The sequence below is a fragment of the Burkholderia sp. Ac-20392 genome (assembly GCF_017104585.1).
Taxonomy (GTDB): Bacteria; Pseudomonadota; Gammaproteobacteria; order Burkholderiales; family Burkholderiaceae; genus Burkholderia; species Burkholderia lata.
The window spans coordinates 19,494-41,076 of record NZ_JAAGPB010000025.1 but is presented as its reverse complement, the minus strand read 5'-3'; the positions used below and the strand labels follow the sequence as shown (position 1 = coordinate 41,076).

At 62.9% G+C, this 21,583-nt stretch carries 17 protein-coding genes and 2 pseudogenes; 7 read left to right on the top strand and 12 right to left on the bottom strand.

Annotation, left to right across the window (positions count from 1 at the left end; all coding sequences use genetic code 11):
* Window positions 1-419 (top strand): annotated as a pseudogene (glyA, locus tag G3N99_RS06155) (serine hydroxymethyltransferase); the annotation flags it as partial.
* Between the two features lie 121 nt (window positions 420-540).
* Here the strand turns inward: glyA and G3N99_RS06150 are convergent.
* The 3 genes from G3N99_RS06150 to G3N99_RS06140 form a co-directional block, all read right to left on the bottom strand.
* A complete protein-coding gene (locus G3N99_RS06150; RefSeq protein WP_174938011.1) occupies window positions 541-2,073 on the bottom strand; it encodes an amino acid permease in 1,533 nt (510 codons plus the stop codon).
* Window positions 2,074-2,385: 312 nt separating this feature from the next.
* A complete protein-coding gene (locus tag G3N99_RS06145; RefSeq protein ID WP_174938014.1) occupies window positions 2,386-2,685 on the bottom strand; it encodes a superoxide dismutase in 300 nt (99 codons plus the stop codon).
* Between the two features lie 30 nt (window positions 2,686-2,715).
* On the bottom strand, window positions 2,716-3,270 hold the full coding sequence (locus tag G3N99_RS06140) for a flavodoxin family protein (protein WP_174939968.1): 555 nt from the start codon (window positions 3,268-3,270) through the stop codon (window positions 2,716-2,718).
* A 157-nt stretch (window positions 3,271-3,427) separates the two neighbouring features.
* On the opposite strand from G3N99_RS06140, the gene G3N99_RS06135 reads away from it, so the two are divergent.
* On the top strand, window positions 3,428-4,384 hold the full coding sequence (locus G3N99_RS06135; RefSeq protein WP_206121912.1) for a LysR family transcriptional regulator: 957 nt from the start codon (window positions 3,428-3,430) through the stop codon (window positions 4,382-4,384).
* Window positions 4,385-4,396: 12 nt separating this feature from the next.
* On the opposite strand, the gene G3N99_RS06130 is transcribed toward G3N99_RS06135, so the two are convergent.
* Window positions 4,397-5,413 (bottom strand): helix-turn-helix domain-containing protein, encoded by a 1,017-nt coding sequence (locus G3N99_RS06130; protein WP_206121911.1) that lies wholly within the window; start codon window positions 5,411-5,413, stop codon window positions 4,397-4,399.
* A 215-nt stretch (window positions 5,414-5,628) separates the two neighbouring features.
* On the opposite strand from G3N99_RS06130, the gene G3N99_RS06125 reads away from it, so the two are divergent.
* Window positions 5,629-6,621 carry a DJ-1/PfpI family protein gene (locus G3N99_RS06125; protein WP_241011500.1) on the top strand — a complete coding sequence of 331 codons (993 nt, stop codon included), beginning with the start codon at window positions 5,629-5,631 and terminating at the stop codon, window positions 6,619-6,621.
* A 155-nt stretch (window positions 6,622-6,776) separates the two neighbouring features.
* On the opposite strand, the gene G3N99_RS06120 is transcribed toward G3N99_RS06125, so the two are convergent.
* Window positions 6,777-8,267, bottom strand: a complete 1,491-nt coding sequence (locus G3N99_RS06120) for an aminotransferase class V-fold PLP-dependent enzyme (RefSeq protein WP_206121909.1) — start codon at window positions 8,265-8,267, stop codon at window positions 6,777-6,779.
* 229 nt (window positions 8,268-8,496) lie between these two features.
* Between G3N99_RS06120 and G3N99_RS06115 the strand changes: the two genes are divergently transcribed.
* The gene (locus tag G3N99_RS06115; RefSeq protein ID WP_241011499.1) at window positions 8,497-9,081 is read left to right on the top strand and encodes an NIPSNAP family protein; all 585 of its coding nucleotides are present in this window, start codon (window positions 8,497-8,499) and stop codon (window positions 9,079-9,081) included.
* Window positions 9,082-9,100: 19 nt separating this feature from the next.
* Here G3N99_RS06115 and G3N99_RS06110 read toward each other — a convergent pair whose 3' ends face one another.
* The 7 genes and pseudogenes from G3N99_RS06110 to G3N99_RS06080 all read right to left on the bottom strand — a co-directional run bounded on the left by G3N99_RS06110 (window position 9,101) and on the right by G3N99_RS06080 (window position 17,777).
* A complete protein-coding gene (locus tag G3N99_RS06110; RefSeq protein ID WP_174938027.1) occupies window positions 9,101-9,415 on the bottom strand; it encodes a TrfB-related DNA-binding protein in 315 nt (104 codons plus the stop codon).
* 18 nt (window positions 9,416-9,433) lie between these two features.
* Window positions 9,434-9,691, bottom strand: a complete 258-nt coding sequence (locus tag G3N99_RS06105; RefSeq protein ID WP_206121908.1) for a PAAR domain-containing protein — start codon at window positions 9,689-9,691, stop codon at window positions 9,434-9,436.
* Between the two features lie 70 nt (window positions 9,692-9,761).
* A pseudogene (locus tag G3N99_RS06100) lies at window positions 9,762-9,980 on the bottom strand (virulence factor); the annotation flags it as partial.
* A gap of 42 nt (window positions 9,981-10,022) precedes the next feature.
* Window positions 10,023-11,027, bottom strand: coding sequence for a hypothetical protein (locus tag G3N99_RS06095; protein WP_206121907.1), 1,005 nt, complete (start codon window positions 11,025-11,027; stop codon window positions 10,023-10,025).
* A 171-nt stretch (window positions 11,028-11,198) separates the two neighbouring features.
* Window positions 11,199-12,542: a virulence factor gene (locus tag G3N99_RS06090; protein WP_206121906.1), complete on the bottom strand. Its 1,344-nt coding sequence runs from the start codon at window positions 12,540-12,542 to the stop codon at window positions 11,199-11,201.
* Window positions 12,543-12,676: 134 nt separating this feature from the next.
* Window positions 12,677-14,989, bottom strand: a complete 2,313-nt coding sequence (locus G3N99_RS06085) for a hypothetical protein (protein WP_206121905.1) — start codon at window positions 14,987-14,989, stop codon at window positions 12,677-12,679.
* Window positions 14,990-15,008: 19 nt separating this feature from the next.
* Window positions 15,009-17,777, bottom strand: a complete 2,769-nt coding sequence (locus tag G3N99_RS06080; protein ID WP_206121913.1) for a type VI secretion system Vgr family protein — start codon at window positions 17,775-17,777, stop codon at window positions 15,009-15,011.
* An 842-nt stretch (window positions 17,778-18,619) separates the two neighbouring features.
* Between G3N99_RS06080 and G3N99_RS06075 the strand changes: the two genes are divergently transcribed.
* From G3N99_RS06075 to G3N99_RS06065, 3 genes are all read left to right on the top strand, one after another.
* Window positions 18,620-19,873, top strand: a complete 1,254-nt coding sequence (locus tag G3N99_RS06075) for an MFS transporter (protein WP_206121904.1) — start codon at window positions 18,620-18,622, stop codon at window positions 19,871-19,873.
* A 146-nt stretch (window positions 19,874-20,019) separates the two neighbouring features.
* On the top strand, window positions 20,020-20,949 hold the full coding sequence (locus tag G3N99_RS06070) for a LysR family transcriptional regulator (protein WP_039354094.1): 930 nt from the start codon (window positions 20,020-20,022) through the stop codon (window positions 20,947-20,949).
* A 115-nt stretch (window positions 20,950-21,064) separates the two neighbouring features.
* Window positions 21,065-21,559 carry a hydroxyquinol 1,2-dioxygenase gene (locus tag G3N99_RS06065; RefSeq protein WP_206121903.1) on the top strand — a complete coding sequence of 165 codons (495 nt, stop codon included), beginning with the start codon at window positions 21,065-21,067 and terminating at the stop codon, window positions 21,557-21,559.
* The last annotated feature ends 24 nt before the right edge of the window (window positions 21,560-21,583 follow it).

The window sequence follows — 21,583 nt, the reverse complement described above, 5'->3', positions numbered from 1 at the left end:
CGCTGTCGCCGGAATTCAAGGCGTACCAGGAGAAGGTGGTCGAGAACGCACGCGTGCTGGCTGAAACGCTGGTGAAGCGCGGCCTGCGGATCGTGTCGGGCCGTACGGAAAGCCACGTGATGCTGGTGGACCTGCGCGCGAAGCACATCACGGGCAAGGCCGCGGAAGCAGCACTGGGCGCGGCGCACATCACGGTGAACAAGAACGCGATCCCGAACGATCCGGAAAAGCCGTTCGTGACGAGCGGCGTGCGCCTGGGCTCGCCGGCGATGACGACGCGCGGCTTCGGCGTGAAGGAAGCGGAGATCGTCGGCAACCTGATCGCCGATGTGCTGGAAGCGCCGGAAGATGCGGCGACGCTCGAGCGTGTGCGCGGGCAGGTGGCGGAGCTGACCAAGCGTTTCCCCGTCTACGGCTGATGCCCGCAAGATTCAACCGCTGCAAGGCGGTTGAATCGCGTGGTTGCGCATGGATATGAAAAAACCGACTCGCGGCATCGAGCCAGCGAGTCGGTTTTTTTCAGCCTGCTTCGAAGACGCTTTAGACCGACGGATCGACGTTCGCCTCGAGTTCGCGGATGCGGTCGAGATTGCGCGTGTCCTTCAGCACGGGCGGCCCCGCGAACGTGTTGCGCACGCCGAAGCCATACCAGATCACCATCAGCACCACGACGAAACCGACGAGCACGTACAGCACCTTCTCGTTCGGCGGCTGGATGCCGACATATGCGAGCACGCAGGCGCCGACCAGCGCGAGCAGCGCACACGGTTTCGACCAGATCCCCAGTTGAAACGGGCCCTTGTCGGTCCACGTGCGACCTTCGGCCAGCATCCCGGAGCCGATCGGCATCGCATACGAGATGAACAGGAACACTGCGCTGCCGGCACTCAGCACCGAGAACGCGTCGCCGTACAGCGTGACGACGATCGCGAGCACCGCACACGTCCAGATCGCGGGGCCGGGCGTCCGGTGCGTCGGGTTCACGCTGCGCAGCAGCTTCGACGCCGGCAGCCCGCCGTCGCGTGCGAACGCATACATCATCCGCGACGTCGACATGATCGCGGCGAGCCCGCACACGTAGTTGATGAAGAACATCGCGAGTTCGAGGATGACGCGCAACGTCTTCGGAATCGGCGCGAGAATCGCTTCGAAGAAGCCGGTGCCCTGCTTCATGCTGGCGGTCAGGTCGGGCATCACCAGCACGAACGCGCACACCATCACGTAGCCGAACACCGCGGACCAGAACACCGACCCGATGATCCCGCGCGGCACGTTCTTCGCCGCATCATGCGTCTCTTCCGACGTGTGTGCGGAAGCGTCGAAGCCGGTGATGGTGTAGGTCACGAGCAACAGGCCGGACAGGAACGCGAGCGGCGTGGCCTGCTTCGGCCATGCGCCGCCATCGACGCCGGTGAAGTTGGTGAACGTCACCAGCCGATGCGCATCGAACGCGACCGGCGAGTAGTAGAGCAGCGACACCACCAGCGCGATCGTCACCACGAAGATGAGATAGCCCGACAGGTCGGTGATCTTGCTCGCGATCTTGATGCCGCGCGCGTTCAGGATCGCCTGCGAGATAGTGATGAACGCGATGAACGCCGTTTGATGCCACCAGGTCAGGCTGTCCGGGCTGACGCCGAACATCGGCGCGATCAGCGTCTTGAAGAACGGGTCGTAGGTGCCGAAATTGATCGCGGCGATCACGAAGATCAGGCCGATCAGGTTGAGCCACGCCGTCATCCACCCCCATTTCTTCCCGCCGAGGATCGCGCCCCAGTGGTAGAGGCCGCCGGCCGTCGGAAACGCGGACGCGATCTGCGACATCGACACCGCGACGATCAGCGCGAACAGCGAGCCCAACGGCCAGCCGAGGCCGACCGAGGCGCCGCCGGTGGCGGAAAACGCGAGCTGGAACGCGGTAATGCCGCCCGACAGGATGCAGATCACGGAAAACGAAACCGCGAAGTTCGAGAAACCGCTCATACGTCTCGACAGTTCCTGCGCATAGCCCATCTTGTGCAGCAGGCTTACGTCACTGTCGGTGCCTGAATCAGGCTGGAATTTTGCATCCATGGTCGCTCCGTCACGAATGTCCTGCGTGGCAGGACCGTCATCGCCGCCCGGGCCAAGCAAGCTGGCCCGCTCCTGGGATTCGTCGGCGGCTCGCGATGCCCGGGGTCGAGCGGCAATCGCTTTCCAGTCCGATGCGTGAACGGTATGAAATCAAATTTCCCGGCTCTATCAGATTTCGGCAACGTAGTGAAAATCCGGAGGGATGCACCGGAAGGGGGCGGGGAGATGGGGCGTAGCAGCTAGATCCGGTGCGACGCCGGATCCGGGTTCTCGCCCCCGGACGTCCGGGGGACGAGCGTCAGTCACGCAGGGTCACGCATGGCCCGCCGCGAACAGCGCTTCCCAGCCAAGAAACGCACCGAGCGGAATGATGTCCCAGTCGATCAGCCCGGCCTTGGCCAGCGGAAACTCGCGCAGTGCTTCCCGCGCGCTTTCCATCGAATCGCACTCCGCAATGATCGCGACGCCGGGGCGATCCTGGCGGAAATAGATGTCGCGGACGATGCCGCGCTTGAGCAGTTGCCAGCCGTAGCGCACTTCGTCGAGCATGTGCGGTTGATAGGCTTCCGGATTCGCGCCGGGCAGCGGGACGTCGAGGCACAGCAGTTTCATGTCGATCTCCTGGTAAGCGCGTTGTGCCGCTTATGCGCTGGCCGCGAACCGCGTCGCCAGTTCGGCGACGCGCTGCCCGAGGTGCGCGGCGGTTTCGAGGTCGCTGGCGATCGGCGACAGTTCCGGCGACACGTCGTCGGACTGCGCCATCGCACCGAGCCAGCCGCCGATCCGGTTGCGCTCGTTTGCCGCGGTGCCGGCGAACAGGTCGAGGCCGACCCAGATCATGCCGTGCTGCGCCGCGAACAGCGCCATCGTCATCAGCGCGTTCAGCTTGTCGCCGTGCTGCGCGCCGGAGTTCGTGAAACCGGCCGCGATCTTGTTGCGCCAGGTTTGCGGAATCCACGCGGGGCGCGTCGAATCTTCCATGAACTTCTTGAGCCGCGAGCTGATCGACGCGTTGTACGTCGGCGAGCCGAAGATGATCGCGTCGCTCGCGGCGAGCGCATCCCACGGAATCGCGCCGTCGGCGACCGCGATGAGCCGCACTTCCGCGCCCGGTACGCGACGCACACCTTCCGCGACGGCTTGTGCCTGTCGCTCGGTATGTCCGTGGCCGCTGTCGAAAACGATGGTGGCAAGCATGAGCATTCCTTTGCAGTCCGTTGAACGATGGCCGCATTGTGGGCGGCGCGGGCCGCAACCAGAAGTTGGGTTCGGGTTGAGTCGCTCTCAACTTCAGGTTGATAATCGGCTGCAGTCGAAGGTGTACCGTGCAACGAGTCGATCGAAGGAGGCTGCTTTGGATTTGTCACAACGGACGCGTGCGATCCTGTCGTTCGTGCATGCGGCCGACGCGGGCAGTTTTGCGGCGGCCGGCCGCGTGCTGGGCATCACGTCGGCCGCCGTCAGCAAGAACGTCGCCGGCCTGGAGCGGGCGCTTGGCGTGCGGTTGATGAACCGCACCACGCGCACGCTGAAGCTCACCGATGAAGGCAGCGTGTTCCTGCGCCAGGCGCGCATCGCACTGGACGCGCTCGATTCGGCGGTCGACAGCATCGTCGCGCAGCGGCTCGGGCCGCAAGGGCGCGTGCGCATCTCGACCAGTGCCGCGTTCGGGCGCGAGCACCTGCAACCGGTGCTGCCCGGGTTGCTGGCGCGGTACCCCGGTTTGTCGGTGGAGGCCGATTTCGACGACCGGATCGTCGACGTCGTGCGCGACGGTTACGACATCGTCATCCGCGGCGGCAACATTCACGATTCCGCGCTGGTGTCGCGGCCGATCTTTCGCATGAATACGGTGCTGGTTGCGTCACCCGCCTATCTGGCGAGTCACGGCAATCCGCGAGCACCGGACGATCTGGGTGCGCACCGGCTGATTGCACGCAGGTTTCTAGGCGGCGAGGTGTCGACGTGGAGCTTCAGGATGCGCGGCGGGAGCATCGTGGCGGTCGATCCGGGCGAAACGGCGCTGCTGACGTTCTCCGCGCCGGAGGCCGTGCTGCAGGCCGCGCGTGACGGCCTCGGCATCGCGGAGGTCGGTGTGCATCTCGCGTGGGCGCATCTGCGCGCCGGCTCGCTGAAGGTGTTGCTGCACCGCCATCATTTGCCCGGCACCTACGAAATGGCAATGCAGTATCCGCATCGTGCCTTGAAGGCGTCGCGCGTCCAGGCGACGGTCGACTATCTGCTCGACGTGTTTGCGTCGAACGAAAGCCTGCATGTGCCGTTGAAGGCGCTGGATGCGTATGGCGCGTGATGCGGGCGCGGCCTAAGCGGTCCGCTGTCTGTCGGGTTGGGGTTGCACGCCGAAACGCGCGCGATAGTCGCGCGGCGAGACGCCGACCTGTTTCGCGAACGCGCGCTGCAACGCGTCGACACTGCCGAATCCCGAGCGCTCGGCGATGCGTTCGAGCGGCCAGTCGGCCCGCTGGAGCAGCGCTTTCGCACGTTCGACGCGTGCCGCCAGGACAAATTGCGCGGGCGATCGCCCCGTTTCCTTGAGGAAGTTGCGCGCAAACGAGCGTTCGCTCATGTGCATCCGCGCAGCCAGCGCGGCGACGCCGAGATCGCCGGTCGGGTCGTCGGCGATCTCGGTGAGCAGCGCGCGCATGCGCGGCGTCGCGCCGGCCAGGGTGCCGAGTCCGACGCTGAACTGCGCCTGCCCGCCGGGGCGGTGCACGAAGAGCACGAGTTCGCGCGCGACGGCGACGGCGGTCGGCGCGCCGCAGTCCGCCTCGACGAGTGCAAGACACAGATCGATGCCGGCCGTCACGCCGGCCGACGTATGGAACGGCGGATCGCTGACGTAGATCGCGTCGGGCTCGACGCGAATGTCCGGGCAGAGTGCCTGCAGCGTCGAACACTGGTTCCAGTGCGTGGTTGCGCGCCGTCCGTTCAGCCAGCCACCCGCGGCGAGCACGAACGCACCGGTGCAGATGCTTGCGATGCGCCGTGTGCCGGCGATCCGCGTACGCAGCCACGGCAGCACGCCGGCGTCGGACGCCGCGTGTCGCAGCGCCGTTTCGCTGCCACCGGCGACGATGATCGTATCGATCCGCTCAGGTAGTGCCGCGAGCGCGGTCGGGCCGGCGAGCCGCAAGCCCGCATGCGTGACGATGTCGTCGCCGTCCTGCGACGCGAGTGTCAGCCGATAGGGCGTCGCGTGATCCGGCAGGTAGCGATTCGCGACCGCGAACACCTCCATCGGGCCGGTGATGTCGAGCGACTGAACGCCTTCGAAGCCGATGACGACGATGTCGCGTACCGGTTGCGTGGGCTGGGGCATGGCGGGAAGTGCGGTGGAGTTGTCCTTGTGACCGCGAGCATGATCCTTGTAATTTCCCGGGCATGCAATCGAATGACGCGGGGTGGGCGATGCGGGAAAGAGCGGAACGGCGTGCAAGACGTGCGTGGATGGCGCTGCTGGCGTGCGTGTTGTCCGGCGTGTGGGCATGGCCCGCAGGGACGGCCTGCGCCACGGGGGCAGGCGCACCGACGCCCATGCCGACGCTGACAACGGCCGCACCGAAGGACGGCCGCTCGCGCCCGCTCGTTGCGATCGTGGTGGACAACGCGGGAACGGAGACGACCGATTTCGTCGTCCCTTACTCGATCCTGAAGGCGTCCGGTGCGGTGGATGTCGTCGCCGTGTCGACTGGCGCGGGGGCCGTCGAACTGATGCCCGCGCTGCGCATGCTGGCCGACACGACTTTCGAACGGTTCGATGCCGCGACGCCTGCCGGGGCCGATGTGGTGATCGTGCCCGCGCTGCATCGCGCAGACAGCCCGGCAGTATTGGCATGGCTGCGCAAGCAGGCTGCCGGCGGTGCGACGTTGGTCGCGATTTGCGAGGGCGCGGAGGTGCTCGCGAACGCGGGCCTGCTGCGCAACCGTACCGCGACGTCTCACTGGTATTCGCGTGACGGCTTGCGCCGCCGCTTTACCGATACGACGTGGATCGCCGATCGCCGCTACGTGATGGACGGCAACGTGATGACGACGAGCGGCGTGTCGGCGTCGCTGCCTGCATCGCTCGAATTGCTGAGTGCGCTGGCCGGCCCGACGGCGGCGCGTGAGACGGCGCGGACGCTTGGTATGCAGACCTGGAGCGACAAGCACGACGGCAGCCGGTTCGCATTGAACGCGCGCGCGATCATGACGGCGCTGGTGAACCGGGTGGCGTTCTGGCGGCACGAGACGTTCGATCTGCCGGTCGAGAGCGGCTTCGACGAACTGCCGGTCGCGTTGACTGCCGATGCATGGGCGCGGACATGGCGCAGCGACGTCGTCGCGACGGCAGACGCGCGCGAGATCGTGTCGAAGCACGGGCTGCGGCTGCTGACCCAGCCGGCCGGCGTCGGGCATGCGCCCATCGTCATTCCGGAAGGGCGGCGCGGCGATGCGGTGCTGCCCGGTGTGCTCGACGACATCGCGTCACGCTACGGCGGCGCGACGTCCGATTGGGTGGCCTTGCTGCTGGAATATCCGAGGTAGCGACGCCGTCGCCGGCGCTGGGCGTGCGACGATGTGCGGAAGACGCCGTGCGAAGCCGATGCGGCTTCAATCGACACCACCGCCCGGCCGTGCATCGAAGCATCGGCTTCGTACGCGAACGCGGGCGGCTTCGTGTGACGGGGCGGTGTTCCCGTTCAGGCCGAGGCCGTAGCCGCACGCCGGGCGGACAACCGATTCCACAGCATGCCCGAGCGGTTGCCGCTGCGGCAGTACGCGAGCACCGGCTTCTGCAGCGTATCCACCAGCGCACCGAATGCATCGATCTCCGCGTCGCCGATGCCGTCACGTTCGACCGGCAGGTAGCGCGCTTCGAGGCCCAGTTCGCGGGCTGCCGCGGCGATTTCGTCGAACGCCGGATGCGCGTCGCCTTCGCCGTCGGGCCGGTTGCAGATGACCGAGCGGAAGCCGGCATTGCAGATCGCCTTCAGGTCGGCCGGCGTGATCTGCCGCGACGCGGAGAAGCCGTTCGCCGCCGTCGCGCGACACTGTTCGATCGCTTGGCGGAAACAGGCGATCGCGAAATCGACATCCTGCTCCGTCGTGAAGCGGCCAAAGCTCACGCGCACGGTGCGGCCTGCCGTTTCCACATCGAGGCCGATCGCGGTCAGCACGTGGGACGGTGCGCCGCTGGTGGAGTTGCATGCGGACGTCGACGACACGGCGAGCGCTTCGCCGAGCATGAACGGGAAGAAGCCCGGCGCATTCACCGTCAGGCTCAGCGTGTGCGGGATCCGGCGCGCGGCGGCTGCGTTCTGCGTGACATCGCCGAGTGCGACCAGTGCGTCCGTCAGGCGGGCGCCGAGCGCCGCGATCCGTGCGGTTTCGCCGTCGAGCTTGTCAGCGGCCAGTTCGCATGCCACGCCCATGCCGACGATCTGATGCGTGGCGAGCGTGCCCGAGCGCAAGCCGCGCTCGTGCCCGCCGCCATGAATCTGAGGCGCGATCCGGTCCGCGATGTCGCGGCGCACGAACAGCGCGCCGATGCCCTTCGGGCCGTACACCTTGTGCGCGGACATCGACAGCATGTCGATGCCGAGCGCGCGCACGTCGATCGGCGTTTTGCCGAGCGCCTGCGCGGCGTCCACGTGGAGCAGCGCGCCCGCGTCATGCACGATGCGCGAGATTGCGCCAATATCGGTCAGCGTGCCGAGTTCGTTGTTCACGAGCATCAGCGACACGAGGCCCGTGTCGGGGCCGATCGCGGCAGCGACCGCGTCGGCGGTGATCTCGCCGTCGCGCGTGGGCGTCAGGAACGTGACCGACGAGCCATGCTTCGACAGGTTCGCCATCGTATCGAGAATGGCCTTGTGCTCGATGCGGCTCGTGATCAGGTGGCGCTTGCCGGTCGCGTTTTCCGCGTAGCCCTTCAGCGCGAGGTTGTTCGATTCGGTGGCGCCCGACGTCCAGACGATCTCGTCGGCGTCCGCGCCGATCAGCGCGGCGACTTGCGCGCGGGCCTGCTCGACCTTGTCTTTTGCCAGCCGGCCGGCGACGTGCGAGCTCGACGCCGGGTTGCCGAAGATGCCGTCGAAGCCGAGGCAGGCCGTCATCGCTTCGATCACGCGCGGATCGGCGGGCGTCGTGGCGGCGTAGTCGAGGTAGTGCAGCGTGGTGGTGTCGCTCATGTCCTTCTCATACTCGTTTCTTTCGGAATGGAAGAAATGATACGGCGGACAGGAGGGAAAAAGGATCCAAAGTTGGCTGGCGATTCAGCTTGATATGGAATAACGTTTTATCTGGATGTGGATTGGGGGAATTTATTTTTCTGTCGGCGGGCGGGCGCGATTCGCGCGTCCGCCGCCCATTTTGCGAGGGAGGGTCGATATGCAGTATGAACTGACGACGTTGTCGTGTTTGCTGCTGGCGCAGGATGCCGTTTCCGCCGGTGCGCATCGATGGGTATCGGATCCGGGGGCCGCGGGGCGTCTCCTCGGCGCATGGCGTTCGGAAATCGGCGAGTTGGGGCAGATCGTCGTGTTGCGAGGCTTCGACGATGTCGACGAACTGCAGCAGGAGCGCCGTCGTGCGTTGTTGAGCGGCGGGCCGTTCAATATCGATGGTGCCGACGTGGGGCTCAGCATGGAAACCTACGAACTGTTTCCGTTCCTGCCCGAGATCGAGCCGTCGACACTCGGCCGGTTCTACGAATTTCGCCGCTATTGGCTCAAACCGGCCGGGATCGCGCCGACGATCGCCGCGTGGGAGCAGGCCGTCGGCCCGGCCGAAGCCTATACGTCACATCTCGTCGCGAACATGTACGCAATCGATGGCCCGCCTCGCATCGCCCATATCTGGGGATTCTCGAGCCTCGAGGAGCGCATGGCATTGCGCGCGCGCCACTATGCCGAAGGGCTTTGGCCGCCCAAGGGCGGACCGCAGCAGATCGAGCGGGCCACGTCGACGATTTGCCTGCCGGAGGCGTGGTCTCCGCTGTGCTGAATTTTCAATGAATCGCCGATCAGGTTGCCGTCTTTTGTTCATTCTGAATCGCCAATCGATATGCATCCCGCACCCATGCCTCGAGTGCGGGCTCGTATCTGGCCGGGATCGTGATCGTGAGAGTGGTGAGGCGCGTGCAGTTTCCCGGTAGCTCCAGATACCGCTGCCACGCCTTCCGTACAAGCTGCGACATCGCGGAACACGTCATGCCGACTTCCGCCGCCACAGCCCGTTGTGATCGGCCCTTGACGAAAATCTCGTGCAGGGCCCACTGGTTCAAGGGCTTGATTCGTGTATTTTGCATGCGCAACAGACGGAACTGTTCGGCAGTCATGCGCCGGGTCTTTGGCATTCAAACTCGCCCGGACGTGTGAAGTGAAGAAATCAAGGTCGCGCCGCATGAAGTCTTGTGACCGTCGAACGCGGCGTCTCGATCTTCGACCTTGAATGCCGTGTCGCCTTCCGCAATCGTGCAAGTACCGTGAATCGGGCACGAACACACATCGCCGATGCGGGCGACCGAGCGCCCCATCACCTTGCTCGTTCCGGCTCCGGATTCGACCCGGCCGCCGTGGGTATGTACGTCGCCTACCCGGATAATTCCTCGCATATGACTCATCCCTTGAATGATTGGCGCGGCGCTCGCGTTCGCACGTGACCTGCCATCGCGTCGGTTTGCATCACCATGAATAACCCTGCATGCCGTAATTTGTATCGTGTCGGCGTCCCCACCACGGCAGGTAGGCGTTGTTGCCGCCGCGTGCGCGGAACCAGTCCTTGTCGGGATCGATCTGCGTGAGCTTCGACGGCGGCCGGACAACGACCGCGACCGGGTGATCCGGATCGGTCGTGCCGGCGACGAGTGCGTTGCCGCCGAAGTGATTGATCCGGCCGATGGCGAAACGCAGACGATCCGACACAATAATTATTTGACATCCCGACTATTGAATTGGCTCGCAATTCTTCCGATCTTCCTCCGATGGTCCTCTGTTTTGGGCCGCATCTATCCAACCCAGATTGAATTGGGTATAACTGTAGTGACATAACAGTGTGGGCTTTCCAGCGACGCTTTTGTCATCAACGGTTAAGGTGTCAAGTGTGAGGGGCGCAGAAGGAAATGTAACATCAGCTAACGCGATTTGATTGGCTCTATAATTGATGTTGTATTTGCCAACCCAATATTCCGCCGCCTTGCCTGATACAACGCGATAGCCGATCGGTGCTGTTTTTGGTGAAACATAATACAAGGCCATCGATTGATGTAGCCGCACATCATCGCCTCCCGAAAATCTAAATAGGTCACTAGGAACAAATAGATCGGTCGGATAATTCTTTCTTTCCGAATTCGGCTTCGGTTGTCTAGCAAAAATCCATTGATGTTCGTCATCGTAAACGATCAACTGAATATCTATAGCCACAGGGCTGGCGAGAGAGCTGTAATCTTCAATCTGCCTGTAACGCCGCCCCCAGCCCGGATCGCGATTCCCTTTGTCGGAAACAAGGTCATCGGGAATTGCAAACACGATTTCCGGGTAGTTATCGAATGCACCCATGAAACGATATTTGGTGCCGGGTACATAAGCGGAGATCGGGCGGCGCATGGGTAAATTCGTACCTTGGACTTTCCAACTAATCGGACGTGCATCCAGAAGGATTTTCCAATCGGGCTTTGTTCCGCTCTTCAAGGCGACCAGATTTTGCCGTTTACAGTCGCTGCTCCGATCATAGCAATGATGATACAAATAAAGGCTGATACCCTCGCTTTCCAGTGTCAACCACGGACGTGGTTCAGCCGGAAAGCTATAAATTTTCTCGTAAGATTTCGTTGAAAAATGCGGCACAATCATCGGCGGGCAACCGGCTAGCAACACACTTATCGGAAGTGCGGCGATCAATTTTATATTTCTCAAATATTTGGATTTTAATGTCCGGGGCATGCTATTCATACCATTCCACTATTTTCATATCGTCATTGTTAATCCAGAATCATGGTGGTGACGAAAGGAAACACCATGAGCGCCACCAAACCGGGCGCGATAGTAAATGGCTGCACTCGACTCTTGTTACTAGTCGCGGCGGATACGTTCACATGCAGCGCGCCGCCAAGCCGATGCGCATCACCATGAATAACCTTGCATGCCGTAATCGGTATCGTGCCGACGCCCCCACCACGGCAGGTAGGCGTTGTTTCCGCCGCGTGCGCGGAACCAGTCCTTGTCGGGATCGATCGGCGTGAGCTTCGACGGTGGCCGGACAACGACCGCGACCGGGTGCTCCGGATCGGTCGTGCCGGCGACGAGTGCGTTGCCGCCGAAGTGATTGATTCGGCCGATGGCGAGCGCGACGTCGGTCAATGCGCTGCCGGTTCCCATGTCGCCGAGCAGGGCGGCCGTGTTGAATGTCTGTTTGCGGTGGTCGTATTCAGGAAGTGTCTCTGTCAACGTCTGAGCGAGCGCGGCAACGCGTGACGACGCTGCATCGCTGCCTGCACCTGCGTCATGGACGATGTAACTCAGGTTCGTGACCGCGACGCCGGCATTGCGTGCCGCTTGGTCGATGGTTGCCTTCCATGCCTGCACGGTGCGCGTCGTGCCGACCTTCTGCGAAAACTCTTGCGTGTTGCCCGTTGCGGCTTTGCCGATCCAGGCGAGCGGTTCGCGCTGCGTGTTGAAGTTCGGGCCGGCGAGGAACAGCACGACAAGGTTCTCGTTGATCTGCGCGTCGGTGGGCGGGAAGTTTGGTGCGTCCCAGTTCACCACCCAGACGGTTTCGTCGGGGTTCGCCTGCAGGTAGTCCAACGCATTGTTCAGCGAGTTGAAGCCGGCGTTCGGCCCGCCTTGCGTGATCCGCACATCGGGAAGCGTGTTTCGGCTCCACATGGTTGGAAAGTACGAATTGCCGATCGAAAACGTCTTTCGAATCGAGTCCTGTAAGTAGCTTTGCGATTCGGCCGCGTCAAGTCGTTCGGGAATCGCAAGTTCGACATGGATGCCAGCCAACTCTCGCCAGTTCTTTTTGTCGTCGGGCTTGACCGTGTAGAAGTATTTCGCGTTGCTTGCGTAGCGTGAGTGGAGCAGAAGCGGGAATTTGGTCATGTACTTGCGATAGAAACCCCTGAATGTTTCTGCACCTTCGTTGCCGTATGCGATACCTGCTACCGGTTGCAGAGTAGAAAATGACTTCGGATCGGTGCGGACCATATCGTCATTCCTGTTCGGCGCGGCAAATCCTTGCGTCCACAACAATTGCCATTCGGTCGGGTAGTCCATGCGTTGCAACGGGTTCAGCCAGATCAAACCTGCAACCTGTGCCACGAACGGCTTCGCTGCTCCTTCCGCGGACAGCCCCGCATGAGTTACGGATTCCGTGGCGGGTGCCGCGTGCACCGACCGTACAGTGGCGGTGATGAACAAAAGCACCATGAGTGCAGCCAGGCTGGGTACGACTACAAATCGTTTCATCCAATCTCCTATTTCCAGTTGCGTCGGATCTGGTTGTTCTACGTGTGCCATCATCGACGCCATGAGGACGGCCGCAATCAGCCACACTGCGACAGCAATGGCGACACGTCGCGGCCATGTAGCGATTAGTGCCTTCATATCGCGCCCCCGACCTTTAGATAGAACTGACCTTCCCGTTCATCCGTGATCGTGTCCGGCATCTTGCCTTCACTGCTCTCCGCATGTACCCATGCATGCATCGGAAGCGCGTCAAGCTCTCCGCGTACAAAGTACTCCGCGTATTTCTTGCTCAGGCTGCCGTCGGGAATACTGTCTCCCATCCGCCAATCGGCCTCAATCCGTAGTGCTTTCATTTGCTCGGGCGTCAGATAGCAAACCCCGATCGCCACATCGTATGCAAGCGCCTTTTTCGCATGCTCCGGATTGGTCATCGTCGTGGAGTGATTCGTCGGGCTGTTGGTCGAACCACGATCGAGCCAATCGACAATCTGCTTGTCGCGCCATTCCTTGTAGCCCTCCGGCATATCGCTCTTGCCGTCCTCGCCGATCACGTGGCCATCACCGTCGAGCCATTCCGTATTCAGCGTGCGCCGTGCCTCCATTCGCATCAACGCGCGGTCCTCATAACGCTGTCCGGCTTCGCTCTCCGCCGTACCTTGCGCGACGCTATCGTCGTTCTTCGCGTTGTACTGATCGTAGGGATCGTCCGCGCGCTTGTCTGCCTCGCTCTTGCTTGCGTCGCGCCATGCGGCCGGCGGATCGTTGCCTTCGTTGAAGTCGCTAGTCGCATTGCCGTCCTTCGTTTCGATGGGCTTGCCGAACCGCAACGCCTTCGGCGGGAACGGTTCGTCGAGTGCCGGAGCGTCCGCCACCACGGTCCAGCCCTCCGGCGGAATGGCGTTCACGCGGAACAGATTCAATGCCGAGCTGATCTGGGTCACGAAAAACATGATCGGCGCGGATGCAAGCGTGGCCGCCACCCCGAACACGGACTCGTTTCCCTTGAGTGCACCGATGAGATTGAATTTGGCAGGTGGCGAAGGCGGATACCAGAAGCCCGACGTCTTTCCCTTCTGTACATGCCGCCAGTCATCTTCCCAATACTGATATTGCTCCTGCACGCCAACGTGGAAGCCGGAGGCAAAGACGCGCTGCGTCAGCACGCCGGGGACGCTGATATCGTTCAGCTCGTTCTCGTCGATGCCGCGCCAGCCGATGCCTTGAACCGTGACCGCCGAAATCACCTGGTCGTGTGGACAGCAATACGCGGTGACGCGACCATACGTCGATCCATTCAGGCCGTGGCGTACCCGATCGTCTTGTGCTGCATAAGACTTCTTGCTGGTCGGTGATACCCGTTTGTTCGCCATGTCTTCATCGATCTTGTCGGCGGAAAGTTCGTACGCTTTCCGAGTGCCGATGATCGACAGAAACTTGCCGAACGTTTTCGTGCGCGCGCCGTAGGTTTGCCGTCCGCGACGGCCTTCGCCGTCCCTGGTCGCGCGTTGCGACCATGTATCCATGAACGTATCGGATGGATTCGGGCCGTCTGCGCGCGCAAGGCTGTACGGCGCATTCGCCAGCACGTAGGCATCCGCCACGCAATGCCCGCTACGTCCCCACGGATCTTCGACATCGGGTAGTGCATCGCCGAAGAAAGCCGCGGTAAGGCCCACGATGTTGCCCTGGCTATGGCACACGACGGTGATCGGCACGTCGGCCTGCATGCGGCGAATCGACTCGATCAACCTCGCAAGGCGCAACGCTGCGAGCACGCCATATGCGCGGGGTGGCGCGCGATACAGCGGTCGATTGGTCGGGTTGATCCCCTGGACGGTCAACCACCCGGCCGCGCGGTCGTCGAGGCCGCCGTGCCAGAGATCGGGCAGGCTCGCGCAACCGTTCGTGAACGGGCCGCCGCCCCAGTAGTCCTTCTCGTTCAGAAAGATCTTGTCGCCATACTCTTTCAGCTCAGCGGCGGTCGCCCGATAGCCCCATCGGAAATGAATCACGGGAGAGAAGGACGGGTCAGATTTGATGTAGTCGCCGGCCCAGAGCTTGGGATTCAGAAATCCGTCCGGCGTCACGCTTTCCGTGTACTTTGCAGGTACCAGCTGCCCGGCATCGATGCCGCGATACTTCAGTTGATCGTCCAGCCGCCCGAGCCGGCGGTTCAGGCCGTCGCACAGCCCCTGCTCGGCGGCCTCGAACCATTCGCCTTCGGAGTTCACGCCATGTACGAAGATGACGATGCCGGGCAACGGAAGTTGCTTGATACAGATCAGCCGCGTGTCTTTCGTCCACATGGAGACCCCTTCGCTCCGGCCGACGACGATCTGCGGCGGCTCGGGGCGCGGCACAACCGCGTCGGGCACGTCGGTCTTCGCAGCATGCTCGTCGGTGTGGGCGTCCGCAGCCGGCCGAGGATCGAGAGATGAATCGGTCATATGGAGTCCTGCGCTTGCGTCAAACATTCTTCTTGGTGAACTGAACCGCCAGCCTCTCGAACCGGTCGGTATCGACCTCCGGCAGTTCCCCGGCCATGTCGGTCGTCAAATCCGACAGCGTTCCCGATGCCTTTCGAATCTGTCCTTCGAACCCCGGTGCCGCGTGACCGTCCGTTGGGCGGATCAGCTTCGGGACGCGGCCGAGCGGACGTTGATCGAATGTCGGCAAGTCGACGCTCATGCTTGCGGGGCCATCCCATGCATGGCCGCCCGATTTCACCGTGAAGGTGCCGGGGCATCCCAGTTCGATATCGCCGCCATGCAGCCTGAGATACGCGCCGCCGGACGTGACGAATACGACTTCGTCGCTTGCCGTGCCGGCAAGCTTGCCGTCGGCGGCAGTCAACCGGATGTTTTTGCCGGACTCGATTTGCGTGTCGTCGTTCTGCGATTGAATGGCCACTTTCCCCTGATTCGCGATCGCCGATACGCCGTTGCTGTGCGCGAACATCGCGACGCCATGCCCGGCATGCAGATTGATCCGCTCGCCGCTCGTGATCTGCATGTGTTGTTGCGCAATCTGATCGATGTTCTCGCCCGCATACATCACGTGCGTTTTCGGCGTGACGTTCAGCGACCCCGCTTGCGCGCCGAACGCCATGAACGCGGATGCGTCACCCGTGGCACAGGATTCCGAACCGCCGGGTTTCCAGTGACGGAATGCGCTGGCGAGGTTGTCCTGGCCGGCCGTGTCGGCGGCTCGCCCGCCATGCTGGCCGGCATGATCGCCGAGCGACTTGAACAGCTCCGTGCATTGGTCGAGCAAGTGAATCAGCTCATCGCGATCGAGCTGACCGCCGGTCGCGTGCGACCGCGCATAGGTCGTCAACAGCATGCCCTGGGCGGCGCGCAACGCCGCGGCGGCGTCGGTGCGCAGTTCCGCGCCTTCGCCCCGGTCGTTCCCGTGTCCATCGTTACGGGGCTGCGTCAGATAGCCGAGATTCAATTGGGTGTGCGCGTGTTCGCTCGCCAACTGCGCCGAAATTTGCGACGGCGTATCGTCCAGACGAAGCTGGTTGTACCGATGGCCCTTGATTTCCTTGGTCTTGATCCCGGACAAGTAACGGTTGCCGGGTAGCGAGCCGGTATCGCTGAAGGTCGCGGGCGGGTTCGCGCCATTGCTCAGGATTCCGATGATCACCAGACGGTCCGGATCGCCCGACAGGCTGCCCAGCAAGACCTCCATACCGACCCGGGGCAGGAACAGCGCGCCGAAGTATTTCCCCGCCAGACTTGCTCCGACGCGAATCGGCGCACTGTCGCCGGCCAGGCCGGTCGTTCCGGCGCCTTCCGCGTGGGCGTGATCGACCGGGTCGTAGCCGTGAATCTGCACCCGCACGCGGCCGGCCTCATCGCAAAACACTTCCTCTCCCGGTGTGCCGACGATCGTGCCGGTGAGCAGGTGGACCGGCGGCACATCGATTTTCGGATCGTAGGAAGGCTTGAGCGGCACGCCGCGTCGCACGCACGTGAAACTGTTCTCATAGCGCGTGTCCGTTCGTTCCGATGTATCGGCTGGCGCCCGCGGAACGACTTGCATCAAGTGACGGCTTGCCGCGAATAGCCCGTCCACGCGACCAGCCAGGGTCGTCGGCAGGTTGTTCCAGATATCGTGCCGAACCGACGTGACGACAAACTGGCGATGATCGGCGGGCGTCATGTCCAGCTCGGGGTCGCCGGTCAACGTGAACCAGTGACCGACCGGCATGTCGCGCACGCTGCTGGTGCCTTCATGGCGTACGGCTTCGAACTGATGCGCGAGCATCCGGTCACGCGTGATGCGATCGTGATCACTCCAGGAATCGCCGACGTGTGGAATGTCGATCGCGACGTCGGTCAGCAGGTGCGCAAGGTCGTTCCCCGACTCGCCCTGATCGATGCCGGTGACGGTCGTGGATTCGTCTGCACGAGCTTTCTTGTGATCCCACGATGGACGGCTGACTTTGCCGGACGACAGACTTTGGCAGGGTGCGAAGAGCGTCACCGTGTCGCGTTGTTCGACTCCGGTGTCGCGCGGATGGACGCGGAGGGTGCCGGCCGGCGCTTCCGTCAGACGATATGGGTCGTCGCAAAACAGGAGCGTGTGCAGCGGTCGTTCGTCACTCGTGCCGCTCGCCCCTCCGTTCGGTCCCGCCTTCGCAAATACCGTGATGCCTTCCCGACGCAACAGACGCCGGACAAAGCGCGCGTCGGACTCGTTGACTTGCCGTGTCAGTTCGCGCACCGGATAGCGTTCGGCTTGCAATCCCGACAGGTCGAAATCGAAGGCCTGCGCGAGTGCCGGGCTGCGGTGTTTCCACTCGTTCATCAGCGTCGTCAGAATGTCGATCACGCTGCACGATCGGAACATGCGGGCGTTCGTGCGGCGGTCCATCAGCGACAGGGCGTCGCACACGTGCAATTGATACACGGTCAGTTCACCGTCGGATTGGCCGGCCCGCACGCCGCACACGATCGCATTGATCGTCCGTATGCCGCCCCGATCGGTCGTCAGCCGGACCGATACGGGCAGACCGAGAAACAGCGCTGGCGCTAGATGCGCGTGGGTGGACACGCAGGTCAGTTGCCCGTCAATCCCCGATATCAACCCTTCGCGAATATCGGCGTGATGGAGCGCCAGGAGATGGCCGACCGCGCGTTGGGCCGCCCCGAAATAGAGATCGACCGGCCGCTTGTTGCTGCCGATCAGACCGGACGCAAAATTTCGGAATGTACTTTCTATCGACATCACCGCAATCTCATTATTTTCTTTATCAATTCGGACTGGTTTGAATTGAGGCTTAAGGTAAATAAAAAGAAGCTTCTGGAAAATTCGCGGTGAAGGCTATCAAACTTATCTTCCGTGTGAAATGGTTTTATATTTAGAGATAATTTTTTGATTTGGGTGAGACTGTATGTGACATTATTCTCGGGAGGAGGGGGATTTGTGCTTGGTAATTGGTGTAAATGTTTTTGATGAGAATTTGTCTATTTATCGATGGGGAGATAATTATTTTCGTCGAAATAAATTGAATGGAATATGTAAAGAATGAGATTCATCCCATGTCTGGACGAGCCGCGGCGCATTGTGGTGTCGGAAAGGGATGTGGGCAGGATTGCGCAGGTGCTCGTCCGGTGCATATCGGTTTGCCCCTGTTTTCTTCGCTGCCTGCTACCCGGCGGGCGGATTCTCCTTGCATGGTTCGCGAAGGGTTTGCCTGATCTTTTGCAGGCATGGCCGGGATGGCGTCTTGCGTGGATGCGCAGATGTCCATGAGGGAATTCCCCCGTGATGCATGAGCGAGCGTCAGTTCGACGCCGCGCCCGTTCGCTCCGCGCTTACCCGTCGCCCTGTTCGGGCACCGCCCGCGATTATTTGCGTTTCGCGAATGGCGCGTTCGTCGGTTGTTCCATACCCGATTGGCGGCCGTGCACCTATCGTGGTGACGTCGGCTGATTGAACTCGACGCGTCGAACCGAACGCCAGCCGGCACTTCCTCGCGATTCGCATCGCACACAAAAACCATCGGACCTGGCTCATGCGCAGGCGCTGCGGCGCGCGCAGGCGAACCTGTGTCCACGGAGACGGACATGAAAGCAAACGAGTGGGATACCTCATACGAGTGGAAGGCGGTCACGCTGCTGGCGCTCGGCTTCGGGCTGGTCGGCCTCGATCGCTGGCTGATCGCGCCGCTGTTCCCTTCGATCATGAAGGACCTCAACCTGAACGCGCAGGACGTCGGCAACTGCATCGGCGTGCTCGGCCTGTCGTGGGGCATTTTCGCGGCGCTGATGGGCGGCATCTCCGACAAGATCGGCCGCCGGAAGGTGCTGATTCCGGCCATCCTCGCGTTCTCGCTGCTGTCGGGCTTCTCGGGGCTCGCGGGCGGGCTGCTCGGGCTGATGGCGATTCGCGGCCTGATGGGTGTCGCCGAAGGCTCGTTCTGCCCGACAAGCTTTGCCGCGACGGCCGACGCATCGCATCCGCGGCGGCGCGGGCTGAACCTCGGCCTGCAGCAAAGCGGCTTCGCGCTGTTCGGGCTCGCGCTGTCGCCGATCATCGCGACGCAACTGCTCGGCTTCGTTTCGTGGCGCTGGGTCTTTGCGCTGGTTGCCGTTCCCGGCCTGATCCTCGGCGCGATCATGTTCTTCGTCATCCGTGAGCCGAAGGTCACGAAGGCCGTCGCGTCGGAGCATGCGCCGGCGTCGCTCGGCCATGTGCTCAAGAGCCGCAACATCCTCGTGGCGATGGCGGCCCTGTGCTGTGCAATGACCGGTGTGTTCGTGCTCGGCGCGCTGCTGCCGCTGTACCTGACCGACTACCTGGCGCTCGGCACGCAGAAGATGGGCCTCGTCGTGTCGGCGATCGGCTTCGGCGGTTTTCTCGGGCAGTTCGGGTTGCCGGGCCAGTCCGACCTGGTCGGCCGTCGCCTCGCGAGCATCGTCGGCTTCGCGGGAACGGCCGTGATGCTCTACATCTTCCGCGGCCTCGGCCCGCAGCCGGTCGCGCTGTTCGGGGTCCTGTTCGTCGCGTCGTTCTTCACGCTCGGGCTGGTGTCGCTGCTGTCCGGCCCGGTGGCGACCGAGGCCGCGCCGATCGGGCTCGTGTCGACGTCGATCGGCGTGGTGGTCGGTGTCGGCGAGATCTTCGGCGGCGGCATCGCGCCGGCGATGGGCGGCTACGTCGCCGCACACTTTGGCATCCAGAACATTCTGTGGCTGCCGATGTGCGCGGTCATGCTGGGCATCGTGGTCAGCCTGCTGCTGAAGGAAACCGCGCCGGCCGTGCTGCAGCGTCGCATGGCCGTGCAGCCGGAACTCGCGGCGGGCGAGCAATCGCGGTAAGGCCCGCGCGGGCACGGTAGTGCATGCGGGGCCGGGTGCTTTCGGCGATTGACATCGATTGGGTGACAGAGTGACGCCTTCCGCATGACACAGCCCGTTATCAGCAAAGGTAGACTGCCGGTTTCGCTGTCGAAAAAGGGCGCGGTATGGACCGGTTTCTGAGCATCGAGGCATTCGTCAGGGTGGCGGAGGCGAGCAGCTTCGCCGAGGCGGCGCGGCAGCTCGGCGTGACCAGCTCGGTCGTGACGAACCGCATCCAGCAGCTCGAGAAGTTCGTCAACGCGCCGCTGTTCCATCGCAGCACGCGCCACGTGCGCCTGTCGGAAGTGGGCGAAGCGTTCTATCGCGAGTGCGCGGAGGTGGTGGGGCGCGTCAACGAGCTGACCGACCAGATGCGCGAGCTTCGCGCGACCCCCACCGGGCGGCTGCGCATCCAGATGCTGCCCGGCTTCGCGCTCGATCACTTCGGCGCGCCGCTGATGGAATTCAACCGGCGCTACCCGGGCATCCAGCTCGACGTCATCGTCAATGACCGTGTCGTGGACCCTGTCGAAGAAGGGTTCGACATCGCGTTCCAGATTTTCCCGCCGATCTCCGAGTCGCTGATCGAGCGGCGGCTGTTCACCGTCAGGCGCCTCTTCTGCGCGTCGCCTGCCTACCTCGACGCGCATGGTGCGCCACAACATCCGCGCGACCTGCTGCAGCACACCACGGCGCTCTATTCAGGCTATCCGTCGCGCAACCGCTGGACGATGACGCGCGGCGACGAGGTCGTCGAAATGGAGCTGCCGGGCATGATCCGCTCGAACTCCGTGCACCTGCTGCGCGAGTACGCGTTGTCCGGCGGCGGCGTCGTGTGCCTGCCCACGCTCGTCGCGAGCGAGGCCCTCGTCGCCGGCCGGCTGGTGCCCATCCTCACCGACTTCCAGCTCGCGCCGTTGAGCTTTGCCGCGGTTTATCCCGCAACGCAGCGACAGGCGTTGAAGGTGAAGGCGCTGGTCGAATTCCTCGCGGAAACCATCGGCGACGAATCGCCGTGGGATCGTCCGCTTCTGGAGCGTGGCTGGGTGCGTTGAACCGCGCGGATTATTCGCGAAACGCAAATGCCGTAGTCGCCGTCCCGTGCCTTGTTGCGATGGTCCCTAGCCCCTAGAGTTGAATCCAACAAGCGGTTCAACTCAGGAGACAGAAATGACCGACACGGCATTCCACACCGTCTTTGGCTCGCTCGACCATTACCGGAAGGGCGAGATCGAAATCACGAGCGGCAGCGCTCAACACTACGCGTTCTCGAATGTCTTCGAGGTCGCATCGAAGTCGGCCCCTTACGAAAAGGTCGTCGCCGGCAAGAACCTCGAATACGTGATCGAAGTGCTGCGGACCGACGGCCAGTCGCCGTGGTTCGCCTGCTCGCACGACGAGTTCGTGATCCAGATGGATGGCGAAGTCCGGATCGAATTCATCAAGCTCGATACGCCGTCGACATCGACGCGCGGCACCGTGAGCGCCGGCGCCCAGCCGGCCGGCCGCAAGATGGGCTACGTCGTATTGCGCCAAGGCCATCAGGCGCTGCTGCCGGCCGGTTGTGCATACCGCTTCACCGCGAGCCAGCCGGGCGTCGCGCTCGTGCAGACCATCCTGGGCGAGTTGTCGGTGGAGAAGTGGGCCGACATCTGCCTGCACTGATTCGTCCGACCTCATTCGACTATT

Coding starts and splice junctions, on each gene's coding strand:
- G3N99_RS06150 (WP_174938011.1), bottom strand. CDS start 2,073: ATGGATGCAAAATTCCAGCCTGATTCAGGCACCGACAGTGACGTAAGC.
- G3N99_RS06145 (WP_174938014.1), bottom strand. CDS start 2,685: ATGAAACTGCTGTGCCTCGACGTCCCGCTGCCCGGCGCGAATCCGGAA.
- G3N99_RS06140 (WP_174939968.1), bottom strand. CDS start 3,270: ATGCTTGCCACCATCGTTTTCGACAGCGGCCACGGACATACCGAGCGA.
- G3N99_RS06130 (WP_206121911.1), bottom strand. CDS start 5,413: ATGCCCCAGCCCACGCAACCGGTACGCGACATCGTCGTCATCGGCTTC.
- G3N99_RS06125 (WP_241011500.1), top strand. CDS start 5,629: ATGCCGACGCTGACAACGGCCGCACCGAAGGACGGCCGCTCGCGCCCG.
- G3N99_RS06120 (WP_206121909.1), bottom strand. CDS start 8,267: ATGAGCGACACCACCACGCTGCACTACCTCGACTACGCCGCCACGACG.
- G3N99_RS06110 (WP_174938027.1), bottom strand. CDS start 9,415: ATGACTGCCGAACAGTTCCGTCTGTTGCGCATGCAAAATACACGAATC.
- G3N99_RS06105 (WP_206121908.1), bottom strand. CDS start 9,691: ATGCGAGGAATTATCCGGGTAGGCGACGTACATACCCACGGCGGCCGG.
- G3N99_RS06095 (WP_206121907.1), bottom strand. CDS start 11,027: ATGAATAGCATGCCCCGGACATTAAAATCCAAATATTTGAGAAATATA.
- G3N99_RS06090 (WP_206121906.1), bottom strand. CDS start 12,542: ATGAAACGATTTGTAGTCGTACCCAGCCTGGCTGCACTCATGGTGCTT.
- G3N99_RS06085 (WP_206121905.1), bottom strand. CDS start 14,989: ATGACCGATTCATCTCTCGATCCTCGGCCGGCTGCGGACGCCCACACC.
- G3N99_RS06080 (WP_206121913.1), bottom strand. CDS start 17,777: ATGTCGATAGAAAGTACATTCCGAAATTTTGCGTCCGGTCTGATCGGC.
- G3N99_RS06075 (WP_206121904.1), top strand. CDS start 18,620: ATGAAAGCAAACGAGTGGGATACCTCATACGAGTGGAAGGCGGTCACG.
- G3N99_RS06070 (WP_039354094.1), top strand. CDS start 20,020: ATGGACCGGTTTCTGAGCATCGAGGCATTCGTCAGGGTGGCGGAGGCG.
- G3N99_RS06065 (WP_206121903.1), top strand. CDS start 21,065: ATGACCGACACGGCATTCCACACCGTCTTTGGCTCGCTCGACCATTAC.